The following is a 20019-nucleotide window of genomic DNA, read 5'->3' as shown; positions in this document are numbered from 1 at the left end:
CAATTTCTTCGAATTCGCAGGTCTCGGCGATGTCGAGGATGTCGTAGCCGCGGTAATGCAGGTCGTTACCGGTGCGGCCGACCGTGCACAGCGCGGTATTGCCGGCGGTCACGCCCGACAGGGCGACGGATTTCTTCGGCTTCGGGGCGGCGAGCGGTTGCGCTTCGGACATGGGGGAGTCTCCTTGGGGAATGCTGTGCTGACTGATGTTGCTTACGATCGTACTGCTGTGCAGTTGTGCTTACTTGGCCTTGCCCTGGGCAAACAGGGCGTCCAGTTTTTGTTCGAAGTCGTGATAGCCAATGCTCTCGTACAGTTCGGCGCGCGTCTGCATGGTATCGACCACGTTTTGCTGCGTGCCGTCGCGGCGGATTGCAGCGTACACGTTTTCGGCGGCCTTGTTCATGGCGCGGAAGGCCGACAGCGGGTAGAGGACCATCGACACGCCGGCGCCACCCAGTTCCCCGGTGGTGAACAGCGGCGTAGCGCCAAATTCGGTGATGTTGGCCAGCACCGGCACCTTCACGGCGTCGACGAACTTGCGGTACATGGCCAGGTCAGTCATGGCTTCGGGGAAGATGGCGTCGGCGCCGGCTTCCACGCAGGCCACGGCGCGCTCGATGGCTTTGTCCAGGCCTTCCACGGCCAGCGCGTCGGTGCGTGCCATGATGACGAAATTCTCATCGGTGCGGGCATCGACCGCGGCCTTGATGCGGTCCACCATCTCGCCTTGCGAGACGATTTCCTTGCCGGGACGGTGGCCGCAGCGCTTGGCGCCGACCTGGTCTTCGATATGCATCGCGCCCGCGCCGAACTTGATCAGCGACTTGGTGGTGCGCGCCACGTTGAAGGCGGAAGCGCCGAAACCGGTGTCCACGTCCACCAGCAGCGGCAGGTCGCACACGTCGGTGATGCGGCGGACGTCGGTCAGCACGTCGTCCAGGTTGGAGATGCCCAGGTCAGGCAGGCCCAGCGAACCCGCGGCCACGCCGCCGCCCGACAGGTAGATGGCGCGGTAGCCTGCGCGCTTGGCCAGCAGCGCATGGTTGGCATTGATGGTGCCGACGACCTGCAGGGGGTGCTCATCGGCCAGGGCCTGGCGGAAGCGGGCGCCGGCGGAGCGGGCGAGGTCGGAAGTGGAGAAGGTCATGATGTTCGCTTTCGGAGTGGACGGGCTATTAGCGCAAGGCGTGTGCCAGGCGTGCCCGGCTACTTGCCCCGGGAATCGCTGCGACCGCCGTGCAAGGCATCAGCCGTTGTCAGGCTTGGCCTGGCGGCGATCCGCGGCCATTTGCCGCGAGTCATTGCGATGAAACCGGCACGTGCATGAAATTTCAGATTTGAAAGGATTGCATTTCAATATTGAAATGCACGTTGCCTGCGCGCATAATTTCAAGATTAGCTTGCTACTGGCAAGATCACTGGTTTTTCCGCTCCCATGACGATTGGCCTTCCCGCTCCGATCAACGCCGCCGGCACCGGCAATGCCGCGCGCCCCCGCATCTGGGCCATCGGCATCAGCCGCCTGTCGCGCGCCTTTGCCGACCTGATCCCCGGCTATGCCGCCCAGGCGGAATTCCGCATCGTCGGCAAGGGCTACGCGGCCGCCGCCAGCGCCGTCGCACGCGAAGCGCGCGAGGGCCGGCTCGATGCCGTGGTGGCGGGTGGCTCCAACGGCGCCTACCTGCGCCAGCATGTCGATGTGCCCGTGGTGCTGGTCAAGGTGACTGGCTTCGATGTGATGAGCGCGCTGGCGACGGCGCGGCGCATCTCGCCGAAGGTGGCGCTGGTGACGCACGCGGCTACCTATCCGGAGGTGGACGAATTCGTGCGGACTTTCTCGCTGTCCATCCCGGCCTACACGTACCTCACCGAGGACGATGCCGCCGCCCGCGTGAAGGCCCTCAAGCAGGAGGGCGTGAAGGTGGTGGTGGGGCCCGGCATGGTGACCGACCTGGCGGACAAGATCGGCCTGATCGGCGTGTTCCTGTACTCCGGCAATTCGGTGCGGGGCGCGCTGGAGGATGTGATTGAAGCGGCCCGCCTGCGCCGCATCGAGTCTGGCCGGCGCGACTACGTGAACACCATCCTGGCTCACCTCAACGAAGGCGTGGCCGCAGTCGACGCGGAAGGGCGCATCCAGACCTACAACCCGGCCATGGAGCGCTTTCTCGGCACGGCGCCGGCCGCCGCCCTGGGCCGCAAGCTGCAAGCGCTGGCTCCGGCGCTGTCGCTCGACGGCGTGATGCAAAGCGGCAGCAAGGAACTGGAAGCCATCCACAAGCTCGGCGACAAGATGGTGGTGGTCAACCGCATCCCCATCGTGACCGAGAATGGCACCGCCGGCGCGGTGCTGACCTTGCAGGACGCCAATGCCATCCACCGGGTCGACCGCAACCTGCGCTCGCGCAGCCGCGCCCGGCCGGCCGGGGTGCGCTACAGCCTCGATGATCTCGCCGGCGCTTCCCCCGCCATGCATCACCTGCGCGAACTGGCGCGCCGCTATGCGGCGGTGGATTCCACCGTGCTGGTGGGCGGCGAAAGCGGCACCGGCAAGGAAGTGCTGGCGCAGGGCATGCACGACGCCAGCCCGCGCCGGGCGTTTCCCTTCGTCGCCGTCAATTGCGCCGCGTTCCCCGAAACCCTGCTGGAAAGCGAACTGTTCGGTTACGAAGAGGGCGCCTTTACCGGCGCGCGCCGCGGCGGCAAGGCGGGCCTGTTCGAATCCGCCCACAACGGCACGCTGTTCCTGGACGAAGTGGGCGATATGCCACCCGCGCTGCAGACCCGCCTGCTGCGCGTGCTGCAGGAAAAGCAGGTGCTGCCGATCGGCGGCCTGGATGCGGTGCCGGTCAATGTGCGGGTGATCGCCGCCACGCACCGAAACCTGGGCGAACTGGTCCGGCAGGGCAGCTTCCGCCAGGATCTCTACTACCGCCTCAATATCCTGCGCATCGAGATGCCGCCGCTGCGCGAGCGCGCCGGCGACCTGCCCGAACTGGCGGAACTGCTGTACCGCCGTGCCCAGGAACGCCTGGGGCAGCCGGCGCCGCAGCCGCTGCCGCAAGCGGTGCGGGCAAGGCTGGCGGGCTATGCCTGGCCGGGCAATATCCGCGAGCTGGAAAACGTGACCGAGCGCATTGCCGTGCTGGTGGCGGGGCGCAAGCTGGCGCCCCGGGATTTGCTCGATGAATTGCAGGCGGCCGCGCCGGAGTTGTTTGGCACGGAGCCGGAGGGCGATCCTGCGCCGCTGGCCGGCGGCTTGCGGGGCGCGGAGGCCGGGGAGGCGGACGATGCGGCCGGGGCCGGCTCGCTCGCGGGCGTGGCCCGCGCGAGCCAGGCAGAGCATATACGGCGCGTGCTGGCGGAATGCGGGGGCAACCGCGCCGCCGCCTGTCATCAGCTGGGCATCAGCGCCACTACCCTGTGGCGGCGGCTGAAAGAGGCGCCATAGCCATAGCCATAGTCATGCCAGGGCAGTGCTCAGTGCTCAGTGCCGTGCCACGACGGGCTGCGGCGTCAGCCCCTTGGCCGCCAGCCAGTCCGCATTGAACAGGCGCCCGGCATACAGGTCGCCGCGGTCGCACAGCAGCGTAACGATGGTGTGGCCGGGCCCCATCTCGCGGGCCAGCCACGCCGCCGCCGCCACGTTGATGCCGGACGAACCGCCCAGCCATAAGCCTTCCTCGCGCAGCAGCCGGTAAACCGTGTCGACGCAGGACCTGTCGTCGATCCGGACCGCATCGTCGATCGGCGTGTCCGCCAGGTTGGCGGTGACCCGGCTGGAGCCGATGCCCTCGGTGATGGAGTTGCCCTCGGCCTTGACCTCGCGGTGCTTGACGAAGTGATACAGCCCGCTGCCGTACGGGTCGGCCAGCACGATGCGCACGGGCGGGTTGCGCTCCTTCTCCTTCAGGAAACGCGCGACGCCGGCCAGCGTGCCGCCCGTGCCGGTGGAACAGACAAAGGCATCGACCTTGCCGGCGGTGTCATGCCAGATTTCCGGGCCGGTGGTTTCGTAATGCGCCTGGCGGTTGGCCAGGTTGTCGAACTGGTTCGCCCAGATGGCGTTTTCCGTCTCCTGGGCCAGGCGCCCGGCCACCTTCTGGTAGTTGTTGGGGTCGGCGTAGGGTGCCGCGGGCACCGGGCGCACCTCGGCGCCGAGCAGCCGCAGGCGGTCCATTTTTTCCGGGGACTGGGTGTCCGGGATCACCACGATGCAGCGATAGCCGCGCGCGGCGCAGATATGCGCCAGGCCGATGCCGGTATTGCCGGCGGTGCCTTCCACCACCGTGCCGCCGGGCTTGAGCACGCCGCGCCGTTCCGCATCGCGGATGATGAAGAGCGCAGCCCGGTCCTTGACCGAGCCGCCCGGATTGAGGAATTCCGCCTTGCCCAGGATTTCGCAGCCAGTCTCCGCGCTCAGTCCTGCCAGCCGGATCAGCGGCGTGTGGCCGATGGTACCGACGAAACCATCCCTGACGTCCATGATGTACTCCGGGTGATGCGCTCCGGATACGCTGGAGCGTCACTCAAAGTGATAGATCGGCCTTGGGGGAATAACAAGCCGTGCCGGAAAGCCCGGATGGCAGACGGGTTCGGCTTCGGTCGGAAAAGCGGGTTTTGGGCCACTTTGGGATGGCGGCCCTTGCGCGGCCCTTGTGCGGCCCTTGCGCGGCCCTTGTGCGGCCCTTGCGCGGCCCTTGTGCGGCCCTTGCGCGGCCCTTGTGCGGCCCTTGCGCGGCCCTTGTGCGGCCCTTGCGCGGCCCTTGTGCGGCCGTCAGGCAGCGTTCAGCCACCGGAAATTGATGTCACCCTCAAGAAATTCCTGCCGGGTGTCGTGAAAATCACGCACATATTCGCTGTTGAGATGCGATTCCAGCGCGTGCCTGGAATTCCACTCCATATAGAGCACAAACACCTCGGCATCCTCGGCGTCTTCTCCCACGTGGTAGCGCAGGCAGCCGGGTTCCATGGCGCCGCGCAGGCGCAGCGCGGCCAGCTTGGCAACCAGGACTTCACGGCGGTGAGCCTTGGCGCGCGCAATTCCGACAAGCGTGTACGTTGTGGACATGGTGTGAACGGCAAGCGTGTGGCGCGCCATTGTAGCCGTGCTGCCGGTCCTTGGGCCGAATGCCCGAGGGCGCTGGCCGGATATTCGGGCGGGTTGACAAGTGGGCCCGCGGGTGATGGCGGGCTGCGGCGCCGGCACCGGTGGGCATGGTGGGTTCGCATGCGTCACATGCGTCACATGTGCCGTATGCGCCAGCCGGCATGTGCGTCGCCAAGCCACAACGCCCGGAACTCCTGGCCGAGAGCAAGGCGGTGGCGGCGGTCCGTAAGCAAGCGGCACGTTTCCCGCGTTATGGCGTGGCTTGCCGCGTGATCACCTGCCCGTTGCGCGCCCCGCTGTGCGCGCCGTGCCGCCACGTAATGGCACCGTTGACGATCACGGTGTCGATGCCTTCGGCCGGTCGGGCAGGGGTTTCGTAGCTGGCGGCATCGCGCACGTTCGCGGCATCGAAGACGACGATATCGGCATGGTGGCCCACCTCCAGCGTGCCGCGTTGATGCAGGCCGAAGTTGCGCGCCGTCAGCCCGGTCATCTTCCACACCGCCGTCTCTAGCGGGAACAGCCCGATCTCGCGGCAGTAGTGGCCGAGTACGCGCGGGAAGGTGCCCCACAGGCGCGGATGCGGGCTTTCGCCGACGGGAATGCCGTCGGAGCCGATCATGGTTTCGTCGAAGGCGAGGATGCGCTGGACATCGTTCTCGTCCATCAGGAAGTAGACTGCGCTGCCGGGCTGGAGGCGGCGCGCGGCCTCGTCCTTGGGCACGCCCCATTCCCTGGCAATGTCGTCGAGATCGCGGCCCGCGCATTCGGGGTGCGGCTGGCTGGCGGAGATCAGCACCCGGCCTTCGAGCATGCCGCGGTCGGCGCGGATCATGGTGGAACCGGCCGTGTACGGGTAGCAGTCGAGCGAGACGCACTGGTGCTTCATGGTTTCACGGATGAATGGCAGCGTGACCTGGCTCCTGCCGAAATTTGCCCTGTTCTGCACCTTGTGGTGCGACACCACCACCGGCACGCCGAGCTCGCGGCCGATGCGGAAGGTTTCTTCCAGCGACTGCATGACATGGTCGGACTCGTCGCGCATATGCGTCACGTACAGCGCCTTGCGCGCGCTGAGCGGCCGGCAGACCTCGATGATCTCCTCGGTCGTCGCCTTGGCGGCGGGCGGGTAGAAGGTGCCGGTCGACAGGCCGACCGCGCCGGCCTGCATGGCTTCCTCGACCAGTGCCTGCATGGCGGCAATTTCCTCGGCATTGGCGGGCCGGTCGAGCGCTGGCATGGTGACCGCGCGCAGGGTCGAATGCCCGACCATCGCCGCCACGTTGACGGAGCTTGGCGTGGCGCGCAACGCGTCGAGATAAGCCGCGAAGGTGGTGAAGCGGCCCTCGGCCGGCGAGTCGATCAGGCTCAGCGGCATGGGCAGGTCCATGTCGGCGCGCAAGGGGGCGGCACTGATGCCGCAATTGCCGGCAATCACGGTCGTGACGCCCTGCGAGATCTTGAAGGGCATGGTGGCCTGCGACAGCACAGCCTGGTCATCGTGCGTGTGCGCATCGATGAAGCCGGGCGCGACGATCTGGCCGGCCGCGTCCAGCGTCCGGTCGGCCGTGTGCCCGGTCAGGTTGCCGATCGCCGCGATGCGGCCGCCGCGCACGCCGATATCGGCGCTGAAGCGGGGTGCCTTGCTGCCGTCGATCACGGTGCCGCCAGCGATCAGCAGGTCGTAGTGCGTGGAATTGGGGTCGGACATCGGATTCCTCATTTTGGTCTGCAGCGAGTCGGTCAGCGGAAATGGCAGGCCACCTGATGCCCACCGCCGGCGGATGGCCGTTCGGTGAGCGCGGGCGCCTGTTCCTTGCAGACGGCTTGCGCCAGCGGGCAGCGTGTGTGAAAGCGGCAGCCCGGTGGCGGGTTGGCCGGGCTTGGCGGGTCGCCTTGCAGCAGCAGGCGCCGGGCCGGCGTGCGCGGATCGGGCACTGGCACCGCGGACAGCAGGATCTCGGTATACGGGTGGCGCGGTGCGGAGAACAAGGTGTCGCGGTCGGCCAGTTCGACGATCTGGCCCAGGTACATCACGGCGACCCGGTGGCTGATGTGGCGCACCACCGCCAGGTCATGCGCGACGAACAGGTAGGCGATGCCGAACTCGGCCTGCAGGTCCATCAGCAGGTTGACCACCTGCGCCTGCACCGAGACGTCGAGCGCCGACACGGGTTCGTCGCAGACGATCAGCTTGGGGTTGAGCGCGAGCGCGCGCGCGATGCCCAGCCGCTGCCGCTGGCCGCCCGAGAATTCGTGCGGGAATTTCTTCGCGGCCTCCGGCCGCAGGCCGACCTTGCCGAACAGCCACTGCACGCGTTCGCTGCGCTCGGCGCGCGACTGCACGCCGAAATTGCGCAGCGGCTCGCTGACGATCTCGCCGGCCGTCAGGCGCGGGCTTAGCGAGGCATAGGGATCCTGGAAGATGATCTGCAGGTCGCGCCGGCGCAGCCGCATGGCGCTGGCCGGCAGGCCCACCAGTTCCTCGCCGTCGAGCTGCACCGAGCCCGAGGTAGGCTCGACCAGGCGCAGCACCGACTTGGCGGTGGTGGTCTTGCCGCAGCCGGATTCGCCGACCAGCGAGAGCGTTTCGCCGCGCTCGACGGTGAAAGACACGCCATCCACCGCCTGGATGGGCGGCTTGCGCGGCGCCAGCCAGCGCTGCGGCGCGACGTAGTGCTTTTTGAGCCGGTCGACCTTGAGCAGGGGCGATGGCGTTGCGGAGTTGGTGCTCATGCGATGACTTCCTGGGCTTCCCGGGCTTGCTGGTTGCATTCGATACGGCCTTCCTCGACCGCGAAGCAGGCCACCGCATGGTCCGCGCCGTGGCGCGTGAGTTGCGGGATCTCGCGCGCGCAGCGCGTGTCGGCATGCGGGCAGCGCGCCGCGAAGGCGCAGCCCCGGCGCGCTTCCTGGGGCGATGGCACCAGGCCGGGGATTTCGGCCAGGCGCCGGCTGCTGGTATTCATCGAGGGCATCGAGGCCATCAGCGCGCGGGTATAGGGGTGCAGCGGGCGGTCGAACAGGTCGGTGACACCGGCTTCCTCGACCTTGCGCCCGGCGTACATCACGATCACCCGGTCACAGCACTCCGCCACCACGCCGAGGTCGTGCGTGATCATCACCACGCCCATGCCCAGCTCTTTCTGCAGGCGGCGGATCAGGTCCAGGATCTGGGCCTGGATGGTCACGTCGAGCGCGGTGGTGGGCTCGTCGGCGATCAGCACTTCGGGGTTGCAGGCCAGCGCCAGCGCGATCATCACGCGCTGCCGCATGCCGCCGGACAGCTGGTGCGGGTACTCGTTGACGCGGCGCTCGGGCTCGGGGATCTGCACCAGGCGCAGCATTTCCACCGCGCGCCGCATCGCGCCGGCACGGCTTGCTCCCTGATGCAGGCGAACCGTCTCGGCGATCTGGCGGCCGATCGTGAGCACCGGGTTCAGCGAGGTCATCGGCTCCTGGAAGATCATCGAGATGCGGTTGCCGCGGATGCGGCGCATCTCGCGCTCGCTGATCTGCAGCAGGTCCGTGCCGCGCAGCCGCACGGCGCCGCGGATGCGCGCCGGCGGCGTCGGCAACAGCCGCATGACCGACAGTGCCGTCACGCTCTTGCCGCAGCCCGACTCGCCAACCACGCCGAGGGTCTGGCCGGCGCATACCGTGTAGGAGACGCCGTCGACCGAGCGGGCAGGGCCGGTGAGCGTATCGAAATGGGTGTAAAGCTCGTCGACTTCGAGCAGCGGCTCGCCGGTGGCCATGGCGGCGCGGGACATCGTCATCGTCATGAATGCGCTCCCTGGTTCAGAGTTGCCTTGCCAGGCGCGGATCGAGCGCATCGCGCAAGCCGTCGCCCAGCAGGTTGATCGCCAGCACCGTCGCGGCCAGCAGGATGCCGGGGTACAGGATGATGTGGAAGGCCACGGCAACGAAATTGCGGCCCTCGGCCATCATGTTGCCCCAGCTTGGCGTCTGTCCCGGGACGCCTACGCCGAGGAAAGACAGTGCCGCTTCGGTCAGCACGGCGGCGGCCGCCACGAATGTGGCCTGCACGATCAGGGGCGCCACCATATTGGGCACCACATGGCGCGCCAGGATCACCGGCAGGCGGGTGCCTACCGCATGCGCCGCCTCGACGAAGAGCTGCTCGCGCAGGGTCAGCGCCAGCGAGCGCACCAGCCGCACCACGCGCGGAACCTCGGGGATGGTGATGGCCACGATCACGGCGGTCAGGCTGGCCTGCGTGACGGCCATCAGCGCGATCGCCAGCAGGATGCCGGGGATTGCCATCAGGCCGTCCATCACGCGCATCACGAAGGCATCGGCCCAGCGCACAAAGCCCGCGGTGAGGCCGAGCAGCACGCCGAGCACGGTCGCGAGCAGGCCGACCGAGACGCCGACGATCATGGAGACGCGGCCGCCCCAGACCGCGCGGCTGAACACGTCGCGGCCCAGCGCGTCGGTGCCGAACCAGTGCTCGGCCGAAGGCGGCTGCATGCGCGCCAGCGGGTCGATGTCCTGGGGGGCGATGGTGGCAATCCAGGGCGCGCCGATGGAGAGCACGGCGATCGCGATCAGCAGCAGCGCGCCGATGATCAGCGTGGGATGCTTGCGCGCCCAGTGCCAGCGCGGCAGCACGAAGGGCGCATCGTCGGCGGCCACCCCTTCGGGGGCGGCGCCTTCGGTCACGGGCAGGGAAGTGGTCATGTCAGCAGGTCTCGCGGCAAGGAAAGGCGCTCAGTACTTGATGCGCGGATCGAACAGCCGGTAGCTCAGGTCGATCATCAGGTTGATCAGCACGTACACGCCGGCCGAGATCAGCAGCACGCTCTGGATCACCGGGTAGTCGTGACGCTGCACCGAATCGACCACCAGGCGGCCGACGCCGGGAATGGCGAACACGGTCTCGGTAACGACCACGCCGCCGATCAGCAGCGCGATGCCGACGCCGATCGTGGTGGCGATCGGGATCGCCGCGTTGCGCAGCGCATGGCCCAGCACCGGCAGCACGCCCAGGCCCTTGGCGCGCGCGGTGCGGATGTAATCCTCGTGCAGCACTTCGAGTACGGTGGCGCGCGTCATGCGGGTCACCAGCGCGATATAGACCAGCGCCAGGTTGATGCAGGGCAGCACCAGGCTGCGCAGCCATTCGCCGGCGCCGTCGGCAAAGCGCGCGTAGCCCTGTACCGGGAACCACGGCAGCTGGATGGCAAAGGCATAAACCAGCAGGTAGCCCACCAGGAACACCGGCAACGAGAAGGCCAGCACCGCGAACAGCATCACCAGCCGGTCGATCCAGCTGCCGGCGCGGTAGGCCGCCAGCGTGCCCAGCGGCACCGCGACCAGCAAGGTCAGCAGCATCGTCAGCGCGGCGATGGAGACGGTGGGCTCCAGGCGCTGCGCCAGCAACCGCGCCACCGGTACCTGGGTGAAGATCGAGGTGCCGAGATCGCCGGTGGCAAGCCGGCCGGTCCACAGCGCGAACTGCCGCCACAGCGGCTGGTCAAGGCCCAGCGCGCCGCGCAGCCTGGCGATGTCGTCGACCGTCGCAAGGTCGCCGGCGATCAGCGCCGCCGGGTCGCCTGGCGACAGGTGGATCAGCAGGAATACCACCACGGCTACCACCGCCATCACGGGTAGCGTCGCGGCCAGGCGTCGGAGCAGGTAGCCCATCGTCGTGTCTCCTCGGTCGGTCGTTCTTCTTTCTTCTCTTTCTTTTCTTACTTGTCGAGCATCCAGACCGTGGGCATGCCGGCCCACAGCTTGTCGATGCCCTTGAGGCTGGCGCGCGCCGCGAAGGCCGCCGAGTACTGGCCGGCGTTCACGTAGGGCACGGCCTCATAGGCGCGCTTCTGGAACGCATCGAGCAGTTCCTTGCGCCTGGCCGGCACGGTCTCGCGGATCCAGGCTGTGCGCAGCTCATCGAGCGGCTTGTCGCAGGGCCAGCCGGGCAGGCTGTTGCCGCAGGCGGCGCTGAGGTAGGCATTGGTGATCGGTGAATTCGAATCGAACTCGCCCGCCACGGTCACGTACATATTCCAGCCGCCGGCCTCGGGCGCGTCGCGCTTGGCGCGGCGCGCGCCGATGGAGGCCCAGTCCATGTTCTGCATGTCCACGTTCATGCCCATGCTGCGCATGGTCTGCGCCGCCATCAGGGCTTCGGCGTTGAGCTGGGGCACGTCGGTCGGTACCAGCACCACCACCTTCTCGCCCTTGTAGCCGGCCGCGCCCAGCAGCTGCTTGGCGCGGGCCAGGTCGGCCTTGCGGTAGGGTTCGGCACCGGCCGACGTATCGTTGGCGCCGCCGCAGATGAAATAGGTGGCGCAGTAGCTCATGCGCATATCGAGCGGATACCCCATGGCCGCGGTGAAGCGGTCCTGGCTCACCGCCTGCAGGAAGGCCTGGCGCACCTTCGGGTTGTTGAAGGGCGGATGGAGCTGGTTCATCACCAGCACGCCCTGGTAGGCGCCGCCCGAGCCGATCTTGACGCTGGTGTCGGCACGCAGCGGGGCGATATAGTCGGGCGGCACCTGTTCGACCAGATCGACCTCGCCGCGCTTGAGCGCCGCGATGGCGCTGTTGGCGTCCGGCAGGTAGAGCCATTCGACGCGCTCGAACTGGCTCTTCTTGCTGCCGGCGAGACCGCTCGCCGGTTCGCTGCGCGCCACGTAGTGCGGGTTGCGCACGAATACCGCCTTGTTGCCCGGCACCCATTCGTCGCGCTTGAACACGAAGGGGCCGGAGCCGATCACCTCGGGGAGCGGCGCGGTGGCTGGCATCCTGGCCAGGCGCTCGGGCAGGATCACCGGGGGAAAGCCCGAGGGCTTTGCCAGCGCGTCGAGCACCATGCCGAAGGGCTCCTTGAGCGTCAGCGTGAAATTGCGCGCGTCGACGGCCTTCCACTCCGCGCCGGCATCGCCCATGGCGCGGCCCAGGCTGTCGCGCGCGCCCCAGCGCTGCAGCGATGCGACGGCGTCGGCGGCGGTGACGGGGCTGCCATCCGAGAATTTCAGGCCGGGGCGCAAGGTGAAGCTCCACTGCTTGCCGTCCTTCGCGCTGCTGTACTTCTCCACCATCTGGGGCTGCGGCTTGCCGCTTGCATCCTGCGCGAACAGCGTGTCGTACACCATGTAGCCGAAATTGCGCGTGATGTAGGCCGTGGTAAAGGTCGGGTCGAGGATCTTCAGGTCGGCGTGCGCCACGACCTTGAGCGTCTTGGCCTGGGCCAGCACGGGAAGGCTGGCACCAGCCAGGGCGACGGCGCTCGCCGCGAGGGCGGCGGACAGCGGGGCATTCAGTTTCATCTGCGGGTCTCCTTTGTCGTCGTTATCGTCGTTATCGTTGTGGACAGGCGGGCGGTGCTCAGGCTGCGGCGCTGTCGAGCGGCCACTTGGGGCGGCGAACCTTGCGGTAGGGCAGCGTTGTGAGATCGAGCGTCACGGCACCGGGGGCGCCCGCGTAGATCACGTGCTTCGCCACCTTCGAGAACGACGCGTAGAAATGCTGCGAGGACTTGACCACGATGATCTTCTTGCGGGCAAGCTCGCATCCCAGCTGCGTGAAGAGGTCCGTGCCCATCGCCTGGTTGCGCAGCGTGATCAGCACGATGTCGATGCCGTTGGCTTCCACCAGCGCGCAGTCGCCCATCTGTACCGGGGTGTTCGACAAGCCGGTCATGACCATGTCGGCTTGCAGCGCCTTGACCGTGCAGTCCAGGTCCAGCGGATCGCCCGAGAGAGGGCTGATCTTGCCGCCGATTCGCATCGCCAGCCGCGCGCCGACGCCGGCGTCGAAGGCGATGCGCGCCGCGATCGGGTCCCACATCGGGCCGATCGCGGCGTTGCCGATGCCGCGCTCGATCATGCGGCGCAGGATGAAGGTGGAGTCGCTCGCCGCGCCGCCGCCCGGGTTGTCGGCGCCATCGGCCAGCACCACGGGCCCGCCGTCGAAGGCCAGCGCTTCGTCGAGCGCGGTGTCGATGTCCGGGTAGGGCACCGTGAGCGCCTCGCGCATGCCGATCAGCTCATCGGCCAGCTGGCGGGCCAGCGCATCGGCCCTGGCCTGGTCGCCATCGGTGTAGACCAGCACCTTGGTGCCCATGCCCGGCACGTCGCCCCAGGAGAAGCCGTGCGCTATGGAGACCGACAGCACGCCGTCCCGGCCTTCCAGCGACTGGATGCGGTCCACGAAGCCGCGCGCGGGCTCGCGCGAGGTATGGACGGTGACGATCATCTCGCAGTCGACCACCGACGCCACCGGCCGGACCTTGCCTTCCACCTTGGCCGCGCACAGGTCGACCAGTTCCAGCGCGCGCTCCAGCACGTCGGTGTGCGGGTATTCCTTGAAGGCGATCAGCAGGTCGGCGTGCGCCACCATCTCCGGCGTCAGGTGGCTGTGCGGATCCAGCTCCGCGCCGATCACCGTGCCGGGCCCCACGATGGCGCGCACGCGTTGCAGCAGGTCGCCCTCGCAGTCGTCGTAGCCGTCGGCCACCATCGCGCCGTGCAGGCCGAGCAGCACCATGTCCACCGGCAGTGCCGAGCGCAGGTCGGCCAGCAGTTCGTCGCGCAGGGTTTCGTAGGCATGGCGGGTGGTGGTGCCGCTGGGCTGCGCGCCGGCCACCATGCCTTCGGACAACTGCCAGCCGCGCTCCTTGCCGCGCAGCCGGGCGGCCCACAGCGGGCCGGAGAAGAAGGTCATCTGGCCGGGATGCTGGCCGGCGGGGAAGTAGCCGCGGTCCCGGAAGGAAGCGAGGCCCGTCGGCATCGGCGCGAAGGTGTTGGTTTCGGTGGCGAGGGAGGCACTGAAGACACGCACGGTGGTGAACTCCTGGTTGGGCGGTTGGAGGACAGATGCGATTCAGGTCGATGCTGCAGCGCGGGCCCGTTCCCGGGTAAGCCCGGACGAGGCGGGATGCGCGGGCGCCAGCGCGGCGCAGGTCTTGCCCCAGCGCCGCCAGTGTCCGGATGCCATGGCCGCCCTGGCCCGCGACCCGGAAGACAGGACGCGAGTGCTTTGGAATGCGAGTGAGTGTATTCAAGAATTTGCGAATATGCAAATTGCGAATACGCAAATTTTCCACTAGAGTGAGCAGCATGGGATGTACCCGGCGGTGCCGTCTGATAGCATCCGGCCCAACGGAAAAAAGGACGCAGGCTTGAAAACACATATCGCCCCGGGGCGCGGCAGCGACGACAGCGACGAGTCTGGCGACGACTCGCGGACGCTCGGCCGCGAGACCTTTGGCAAGCGTCTGCGCACGGCGCGCAAGGCCTTCGGCTGGACGCTCGCGCACCTCGCCGAACTCTCCGGTGTTTCCATCACCACCATCTCGCGCGCGGAACGCGGGCAACTTGCATTGGGCTACGAGAACTTTGCCGCGCTGGGCAAGGCGCTGCAGATGGACATGGGCTCGATGTTCGCCGGCGCGGGCGTGAAGACGTCGCCGTTCCAGGGGCCCGTCGTGACGCGGGCCGGCAAGGGCGTGACCTACCGGGGCTCTTCGTTTTCCTATGAGTTTCTCGGCACCGAGGCGGTGGGCAAGCAGATGAGCCCGGTGATCGGCACCGTGCATGCGCGCCGCATCGAAGGCCCCGAGGACTTCGCCCGCCATCCCGGCGAGGAATTTGTGTACGTGCTCACCGGCGAGGTCGAGGTGCACTTCGACAACGGCGAGAAGGTGCACCTGGCGCGCGGCGACGCGCTGTACTTCGATGCCCGCATGGGCCATGCCTACGTCAGCGTCAGCCGCCAACTCGCCAGGGTGGTGGGCGTGACCACCAGCGAAAGCAGCTTCATGAAGTCAGCCCAGGCCGGGGAGGCGGAGGCCGCGCCAGCGCGTGTCGTCAGGCGGCCCCGGGGGAAGGCCGCTGCCGGCAAGGGGCAGGGCAAGGGCTGAGGTGCCCGCCGCCTGGAAATTACCGATTGTGAGCAAAGTCATAGCCATCCCGCATGGCGGGGCTGGCGTTGGCGGCGCGGAAAGAATCCGTCAGCCCTAAAGTATTCCGGCTTGCTGCCGTTAAGCGACCACGCCTTATTCAATCTGTACGCGAGGAGCTGGCATGCTGAAGCGGATCAAGACCCGGCAGCTTCAAGTCGGAATGTTCGTGGCCAGGGTGGGCGGGCCATGGATTGAACACCCCTTCTGGCGGTCGCGGTTCCTGGTGAACAGCCAGGAACAGATCGACCAGATGATTGCCTCCAAGGTCGAGGAGGTATGGATCGACCTGCTCAAGGGCAAAGGCATCCCGCCGCCCGTGCAACTGGCGGCAACCGGGTCGCTGAGCGTGAAACCCGTGGCCGACGAGCCGGCCAGCGCCGTGCCGCAATCGGCGGTATCGCTGGAGGTGGAGTTCGGGCTCGCGCGGGAAGTCATGAAGAACGGCAAGGCGGTGGTCGGCTCGATGTTCACCGACGCCCGCATGGGCCGCGCGCTCGAAGTGGAGGGCGCCCTGATGCTGGTCGACTCCGTATCGAATTCGCTGACGCGCCATTCGCAGGCCCTGATCGCGCTGGCGCGGCTCAAGGTCAGGGACGACTACACCTATCTGCATTCCTTCGCGGTCTGCGCGCTGATGATCGCGCTCGGGCGTACCCTCGGGCTGGACAATGGCGAGGTGCAGCAACTCGGCCTGGCGGGCCTGGTGCACGATATCGGCAAGATTTCCATTCCCACCCAGGTACTGCACAAGCGTGGCGACATGACCGCCGCGGAGATGGCGATGGTGCAGCGCCATCCGTCCGTCGGCTATCGCATCCTCAACGAGGCCAGGCTCTATAGCAATATCCCGCTCGATGTCTGCGTGCACCATCACGAGCGGATCGACGGGCGCGGCTATCCATTCGGCCTGCATGGGCATGAGATCAGCGTGCACGCCAAGATCGCGGCGGTGTGCGACACCTATGACTCGCTGACCTCCAGCCGCCCGGGGCACCAGGCCTGGACGCCGGCGCGGGCGCTCGAATACATGGCGGTGCGGGTCGATACCTTGTTCGACCGCACCGTGTTCCAGGCTTTCACCAGGTCGATCGGCATCTATCCGCTGGGCACGGTGCTGCGCTTGCGCTCCGGACGGCTGGCGGTGGTGTTTGCACAGAACGACAACGAGCCGCTGCGCCCCCGGGTCAAGGTGTTCTACTCGCTGAGCGAGGCCACGCAGGTGGGCCCCGAAACACTGGATCTGAGCGAGGCGGAAGACACCATCGTGAGCTTCGAGGACCCGGCGCAATGGGGCTTCCGCGACGAACAACTGCTGGAACTCTGCGCCGCCTGACCGGCGATCCATCCTGCGAGGCGCATCTTGTCCGCAAGGACAGCGTCAGGCGGTCCAGGCCTGTTCGAGGATGCGAGCGGCATCGCCGCCGCCCGCGCTGATGCCCATGACGGCACCCCATTCCGGGTCGAAGCGGCTGGCCAGGAAGGCGCCGGCGGTGGCCGCATCGGCATGCTGGAGCATCAGGCAGGCCTGGGCGGTCAGCACCAGCCGCGCGGTGGTGCGGCGCGCCTCGGCCTGCTGCTCGTCCTCGGGCAGGCGCAGCGCCGCGCGCAATGCCGCCACGCTGGCCTGGATGCGCGGCTCGCCCGCGCCCACGGCGCTCATCTGGTCCAGCACGCGCAGGTAGTCATCCGGGTTGCGGCCGATGGCGCGCAATACGTCCAGGCACATCACGTTGCCCGAGCCTTCCCAGATCGAGTTGACCGGCGCTTCGCGGAACAGCCGGCCCATCGGGCCTTCCTCCACATAGCCGTTGCCGCCGAACACTTCCATTGCCTCGCCGGTCATTTCAACCGCGCGCTTGCAGATCCAGAACTTGGAGGCGGGCGTGAGGATGCGGCGCCATGCGAGACGGGCGGGATCGCCGGTGGCTTCGAAGGCGGTGGCCAGGTCCATCGCCAGCAGCATCGCGGCCTCCGCCTCCAGCGCCATGTCGGCCAGCAGCCTGACCATCAGTGGCTGGCGGATCAGCGGCTTGCCGAAGGCGCTGCGGTGGCGCGCATAGTGCAGGGACTGCACCAGCGCCTGGCGCAGGAAGCCCGCGCTGGAGAGTGCGCAGTTCAGGCGGCTGTAGGTGGCCATCTCCAGGATGGTGGGAATGCCGCGGCCCTCGTCGCCCACCATGATGCCCCAGGCTTCACGGAATTCCACTTCGCTGCTGGAGTTGGAACGGTTGCCCACCTTGTCCTTCAGGCGCTGGATCTCGATGGGGTTCTTGCTGCCGTCGGGCCGCCAGCGCGGCACGAAGAAGCAGGAGGAGCCGGCTTCGGTATTGGCCAGCACCAGGTGGGCATCCGACATCGGCGAGGAAAAGAACCACTTGTGGCCAGTGATCAGGTACTCGGCGCCGCGTCCCTCGCCGCGGCCGGGTACCGCGCGGGTAGTATTGGCGCGCACGTCGGAGCCGCCTTGCTTCTCCGTCATGCCCATGCCTACGTTGATCGACGGCTTTTGCCCGATGGGGATGTCGCGCGGATCGTAGGCCTGGGTCAGCAGCTTGCCGCCGAGCTGCGCGAACAGGTCCGGCTCCTTGCGCAGCACGGGGATGCAGGCCTGGGTCATGTTGGTGGGGCAGAGCGAGCCGGACTCGATCTGGCAATGCATGTAAAGCGAGGCTGCGTACGAGGCCCAGGCGGACGGGCGCGTATCGGCGAAGGGCAGGTTGGCCAGGCCGCTCCTGCGCGCGATGGTCATCATCTCGTGCCAGCCGGGGTGGAAGCGGACCTGGTCGATGCGCTCGCCGACGCGCGAATGCGTATGCAGCTCGGGGTGGTGGCGGTTGGCGTCCTCGGCGTGGCGGATGGTTGCCTCGGCGCCGAGTACCGCGCCCTGGCGCTCAAGCTCGGCTTCGTTCCAGGCCGCGCCGGCGCGTTCCACGGCACGCCGGATGCCGGGGTCGCTGGTGTAGAGGTTGTAGTCCTTGAGTTCGGGGACCTGGTTGGTGATGGCATGGGTGGCGTTCATTGCGGGCTGTCTCCTTGGGCCGGACTGGCAGGGCTCGCTGCCGCCCGTTAGATTCGAAAGGTCATTCTAGATACAATGCCCAGCCTGCATGTTCGGCTTTCGGAGCACCATGAACCCACAGCAGAAAGGCCCGGAAAAACCTCGCCGCAAGCCGGTGCAGTCGCGCTCGTGGCAGACCTCGCTGGCCATTCAGGAGGCCTTTGTTCGGCTTTTGGCCGGGCAGGATTACGGGCAGGTGACGATTCGCGCCATCGTCGACCTGGCCGGGGTGGGGCTGGGTACCTTCTATGAGTACTTCGGCAGCAAGGAAGAATTGGCCCGTGTATGCCTGCATCTGCGAGCCAAGCGCATCGTGCTGGCCATGGACGAATGCCTGGCGCAACGCCGGGGCGAGCCCATCGTGGTGATCGTGGACGCGCTGATTGCCGTCAATGTCGGGCACCACCGGGAGACGCCGGAGCGGTGGGGGCCGGTCTACCTGCTGGAGCGGCACTATTCGGGGCGCGCGGCGTATCGAAAGATGTATGGAAGGTTCGTGGCGCTGTGGAGCCGGGCGCTGCAAAGCGCCGCCGACGCGCCGCCCGCCCCGGTGATCGAGGAGGCCTCGGTGACGCTGCAGGCCATCGTCTACGGTCTGATCTCGCATGCCTGCATCGACGAGGGGGAGGAAATCAATTTTCCGCGGCTGATGCGGCGGCTGCGGGGGGCCGCGCATGGGTATCTGGGTACGCTGGGCGAGCCGCCCGGGGTACTGAACGAAGCAGGCAAGACGCGCCAAAACCGTCTGAAATGACGACGGCTGTCACTGTCACTCCCTCTCGCCTCATGGGGAGAGGGTTGGGGAGAGGTCCCACAAGTGGGAGAGGGGAGCAAACATGCGGTTGAAGTAAGCCGCAGCCGCGGGCCACAAAAAAACAAAACCGGCGCCATCGGCGCCGGTTTCGTCTTACTGCCAGGTCTGAATCCAGCTTACTGGATCTTGGCCTTTTCCTTGAGCGACTTCATCATCGCCTGGAACTGCTCGCGCTGCCAGTTCTGGTCGCCCATCAGCATCTGCACCAGCTGCGGCTTGACTTCTTCGAAGGTCGGGATCTTGGCGTCGCGCACGTCGTCGAGCTGGATGATGTGCCAGCCGAACTGGGTCTTGACCGGGGTCTCGGTCATCTGGCCCTTCTTCAGCCCCGTCATGGCGGCGGAGAATTCCGGCACGTAGCTGCTGCTGTTGGCCCAGTCGAGGTCGCCGCCGTTGGCCGCGGAGCCCGGGTCCTTGGACGAGGCCTTGGCCAGGTCTTCGAACTTGGCGCCGGCCTTGATCTTGGCGATGATGGCGCGCGCGTCGGCTTCCTTTTCCACCAGGATGTGGCGGGCGTGGTATTCCTTGCCGCTGCCGAATTGGGACTTGATCTTGTCGTATTGCTTGCGCAGTTCTTCGTCGCTGGCGCCGTGGGTCTTGACGTAGTCTTCGAAGACGGCACCGGCCAGCACGTTGAGCTTGGCCTGTTCCAGTTGCTCCTGCAGGTCGTCGCGCTGGGTCAGGCCGCGCTTGTTGGCTTCCTGCAGCAGCAGCTCACGGTCGATCAGCATGGTGCGGGCACGGTCGCGCAGTTCTGCGCTGGGAGGCTGTCCGGTGCCGGCTATCAGCTTGTCCAGCTTGGCCGAGGGGATCGCCTTGCCATTCACGACGGCGGCGTTCTGGGCGAGGGCGGGCAAGCTGCCAGCGGCAAGCACAGCCGCCAGGCTGAACGAGAGGACTGTGGTCTTCATGGAATCAGGTCTGAGAGTTGCTCGAGGAATCGCGGGAGGTTTCGCGGGATTCAAGTTCTTGGTCGGTCAGCGCCGTCACTGCCAGCGCATGGATTTGCGTGGGGAACAGATCGCGCAGCGCATCATACACCATGCGGTGGCGTGCCACCCTGGTGCTGCCGGCAAATTGCCCGCTGACGATGGTCA

18 protein-coding genes are annotated in these 20019 nt (G+C 67.3%); 4 read left to right on the top strand and 14 right to left on the bottom strand.

Features of this window, described 5'->3' with window-relative positions:
- Nucleotides 1-172: citrate/2-methylcitrate synthase (locus CF70_RS38030; RefSeq protein WP_304413174.1), on the bottom strand; the 172-nt coding region annotated here is incomplete at its 3' end.
- 69 nt (nucleotides 173-241) lie between these two features.
- Nucleotides 242-1150 carry a methylisocitrate lyase gene (gene prpB, locus CF70_RS18760; protein WP_035867779.1) on the bottom strand — a complete coding sequence of 303 codons (909 nt, stop codon included), beginning with the start codon at nucleotides 1148-1150 and terminating at the stop codon, nucleotides 242-244.
- Nucleotides 1151-1438: 288 nt separating this feature from the next.
- Here prpB and prpR point away from each other — a divergent pair, with 288 nt between their 5' ends.
- On the top strand, nucleotides 1439-3454 hold the full coding sequence (gene prpR / locus CF70_RS18755) for a propionate catabolism operon regulatory protein PrpR (RefSeq protein ID WP_200876768.1): 2016 nt from the start codon (nucleotides 1439-1441) through the stop codon (nucleotides 3452-3454).
- Between the two features lie 36 nt (nucleotides 3455-3490).
- Here the strand turns inward: prpR and CF70_RS18750 are convergent, their stop codons facing one another.
- The 9 genes from CF70_RS18750 to CF70_RS18710 form a co-directional block, all read right to left on the bottom strand.
- Complete coding sequence (locus CF70_RS18750) at nucleotides 3491-4489, bottom strand: cysteine synthase A (RefSeq protein ID WP_035867778.1); 999 nt, start codon at nucleotides 4487-4489, stop codon at nucleotides 3491-3493.
- Between the two features lie 291 nt (nucleotides 4490-4780).
- Nucleotides 4781-5104 carry a putative quinol monooxygenase gene (locus CF70_RS18745; RefSeq protein ID WP_235185115.1) on the bottom strand — a complete coding sequence of 108 codons (324 nt, stop codon included), beginning with the start codon at nucleotides 5102-5104 and terminating at the stop codon, nucleotides 4781-4783.
- Between the two features lie 259 nt (nucleotides 5105-5363).
- Nucleotides 5364-6824, bottom strand: a complete 1461-nt coding sequence (locus tag CF70_RS18740) for an N-acyl-D-amino-acid deacylase family protein (protein WP_035867774.1) — start codon at nucleotides 6822-6824, stop codon at nucleotides 5364-5366.
- A 32-nt stretch (nucleotides 6825-6856) separates the two neighbouring features.
- Nucleotides 6857-7849, bottom strand: coding sequence for an ABC transporter ATP-binding protein (locus CF70_RS18735; RefSeq protein ID WP_035867772.1), 993 nt, complete (start codon nucleotides 7847-7849; stop codon nucleotides 6857-6859).
- Nucleotides 7846-8898, bottom strand: a complete 1053-nt coding sequence (locus tag CF70_RS18730) for an ABC transporter ATP-binding protein (protein WP_035867771.1) — start codon at nucleotides 8896-8898, stop codon at nucleotides 7846-7848. Before CF70_RS18730 ends, CF70_RS18735 begins: the two co-directional genes overlap by 4 nt.
- Before the next feature lie 16 nt (nucleotides 8899-8914).
- Nucleotides 8915-9817, bottom strand: coding sequence for an ABC transporter permease (locus CF70_RS18725; protein ID WP_035867769.1), 903 nt, complete (start codon nucleotides 9815-9817; stop codon nucleotides 8915-8917).
- Nucleotides 9818-9847: 30 nt separating this feature from the next.
- Nucleotides 9848-10783: an ABC transporter permease gene (locus CF70_RS18720; RefSeq protein ID WP_035867767.1), complete on the bottom strand. Its 936-nt coding sequence runs from the start codon at nucleotides 10781-10783 to the stop codon at nucleotides 9848-9850.
- 47 nt (nucleotides 10784-10830) lie between these two features.
- Entirely contained in the window at nucleotides 10831-12414 is a 1584-nt protein-coding gene (locus CF70_RS18715) for an ABC transporter substrate-binding protein (protein ID WP_035867764.1), read from the bottom strand.
- A gap of 58 nt (nucleotides 12415-12472) precedes the next feature.
- Nucleotides 12473-13927, bottom strand: coding sequence for a M81 family metallopeptidase (locus CF70_RS18710; protein WP_035867762.1), 1455 nt, complete (start codon nucleotides 13925-13927; stop codon nucleotides 12473-12475).
- A gap of 340 nt (nucleotides 13928-14267) precedes the next feature.
- On the opposite strand from CF70_RS18710, the gene CF70_RS18700 reads away from it, so the two are divergent.
- Both CF70_RS18700 and CF70_RS18695 read left to right on the top strand, forming a co-directional pair.
- Nucleotides 14268-15008 (top strand): helix-turn-helix domain-containing protein, encoded by a 741-nt coding sequence (locus CF70_RS18700; protein WP_035867809.1) that lies wholly within the window; start codon nucleotides 14268-14270, stop codon nucleotides 15006-15008.
- Between the two features lie 163 nt (nucleotides 15009-15171).
- On the top strand, nucleotides 15172-16383 hold the full coding sequence (locus CF70_RS18695; RefSeq protein WP_035867758.1) for an HD-GYP domain-containing protein: 1212 nt from the start codon (nucleotides 15172-15174) through the stop codon (nucleotides 16381-16383).
- 45 nt (nucleotides 16384-16428) lie between these two features.
- On the opposite strand, the gene CF70_RS18690 is transcribed toward CF70_RS18695, so the two are convergent.
- Nucleotides 16429-18069 carry an acyl-CoA dehydrogenase family protein gene (locus CF70_RS18690; RefSeq protein ID WP_035867756.1) on the bottom strand — a complete coding sequence of 547 codons (1641 nt, stop codon included), beginning with the start codon at nucleotides 18067-18069 and terminating at the stop codon, nucleotides 16429-16431.
- Between the two features lie 109 nt (nucleotides 18070-18178).
- Here CF70_RS18690 and CF70_RS18685 point away from each other — a divergent pair, with 109 nt between their 5' ends.
- Nucleotides 18179-18862 carry a TetR/AcrR family transcriptional regulator gene (locus CF70_RS18685; RefSeq protein WP_235185114.1) on the top strand — a complete coding sequence of 228 codons (684 nt, stop codon included), beginning with the start codon at nucleotides 18179-18181 and terminating at the stop codon, nucleotides 18860-18862.
- 176 nt (nucleotides 18863-19038) lie between these two features.
- On the opposite strand, the gene CF70_RS18680 is transcribed toward CF70_RS18685, so the two are convergent.
- Together CF70_RS18680 and CF70_RS38025 are read right to left on the bottom strand one after the other, a co-directional pair.
- Nucleotides 19039-19833 (bottom strand): peptidylprolyl isomerase, encoded by a 795-nt coding sequence (locus CF70_RS18680; protein ID WP_035867754.1) that lies wholly within the window; start codon nucleotides 19831-19833, stop codon nucleotides 19039-19041.
- Nucleotides 19834-19837: 4 nt separating this feature from the next.
- Nucleotides 19838-20019: BolA family protein (locus CF70_RS38025; RefSeq protein ID WP_035867752.1), on the bottom strand; the 182-nt coding region annotated here is incomplete at its 5' end.

It is taken from the genome of Cupriavidus sp. SK-3 (genome assembly GCF_000611145.1).
In the GTDB taxonomy this organism is placed as follows: domain Bacteria; phylum Pseudomonadota; class Gammaproteobacteria; order Burkholderiales; family Burkholderiaceae; genus Cupriavidus.
Note: the sequence above shows the minus strand (reverse complement) of the source record. Positions and strands in the feature narration are given on the sequence as shown.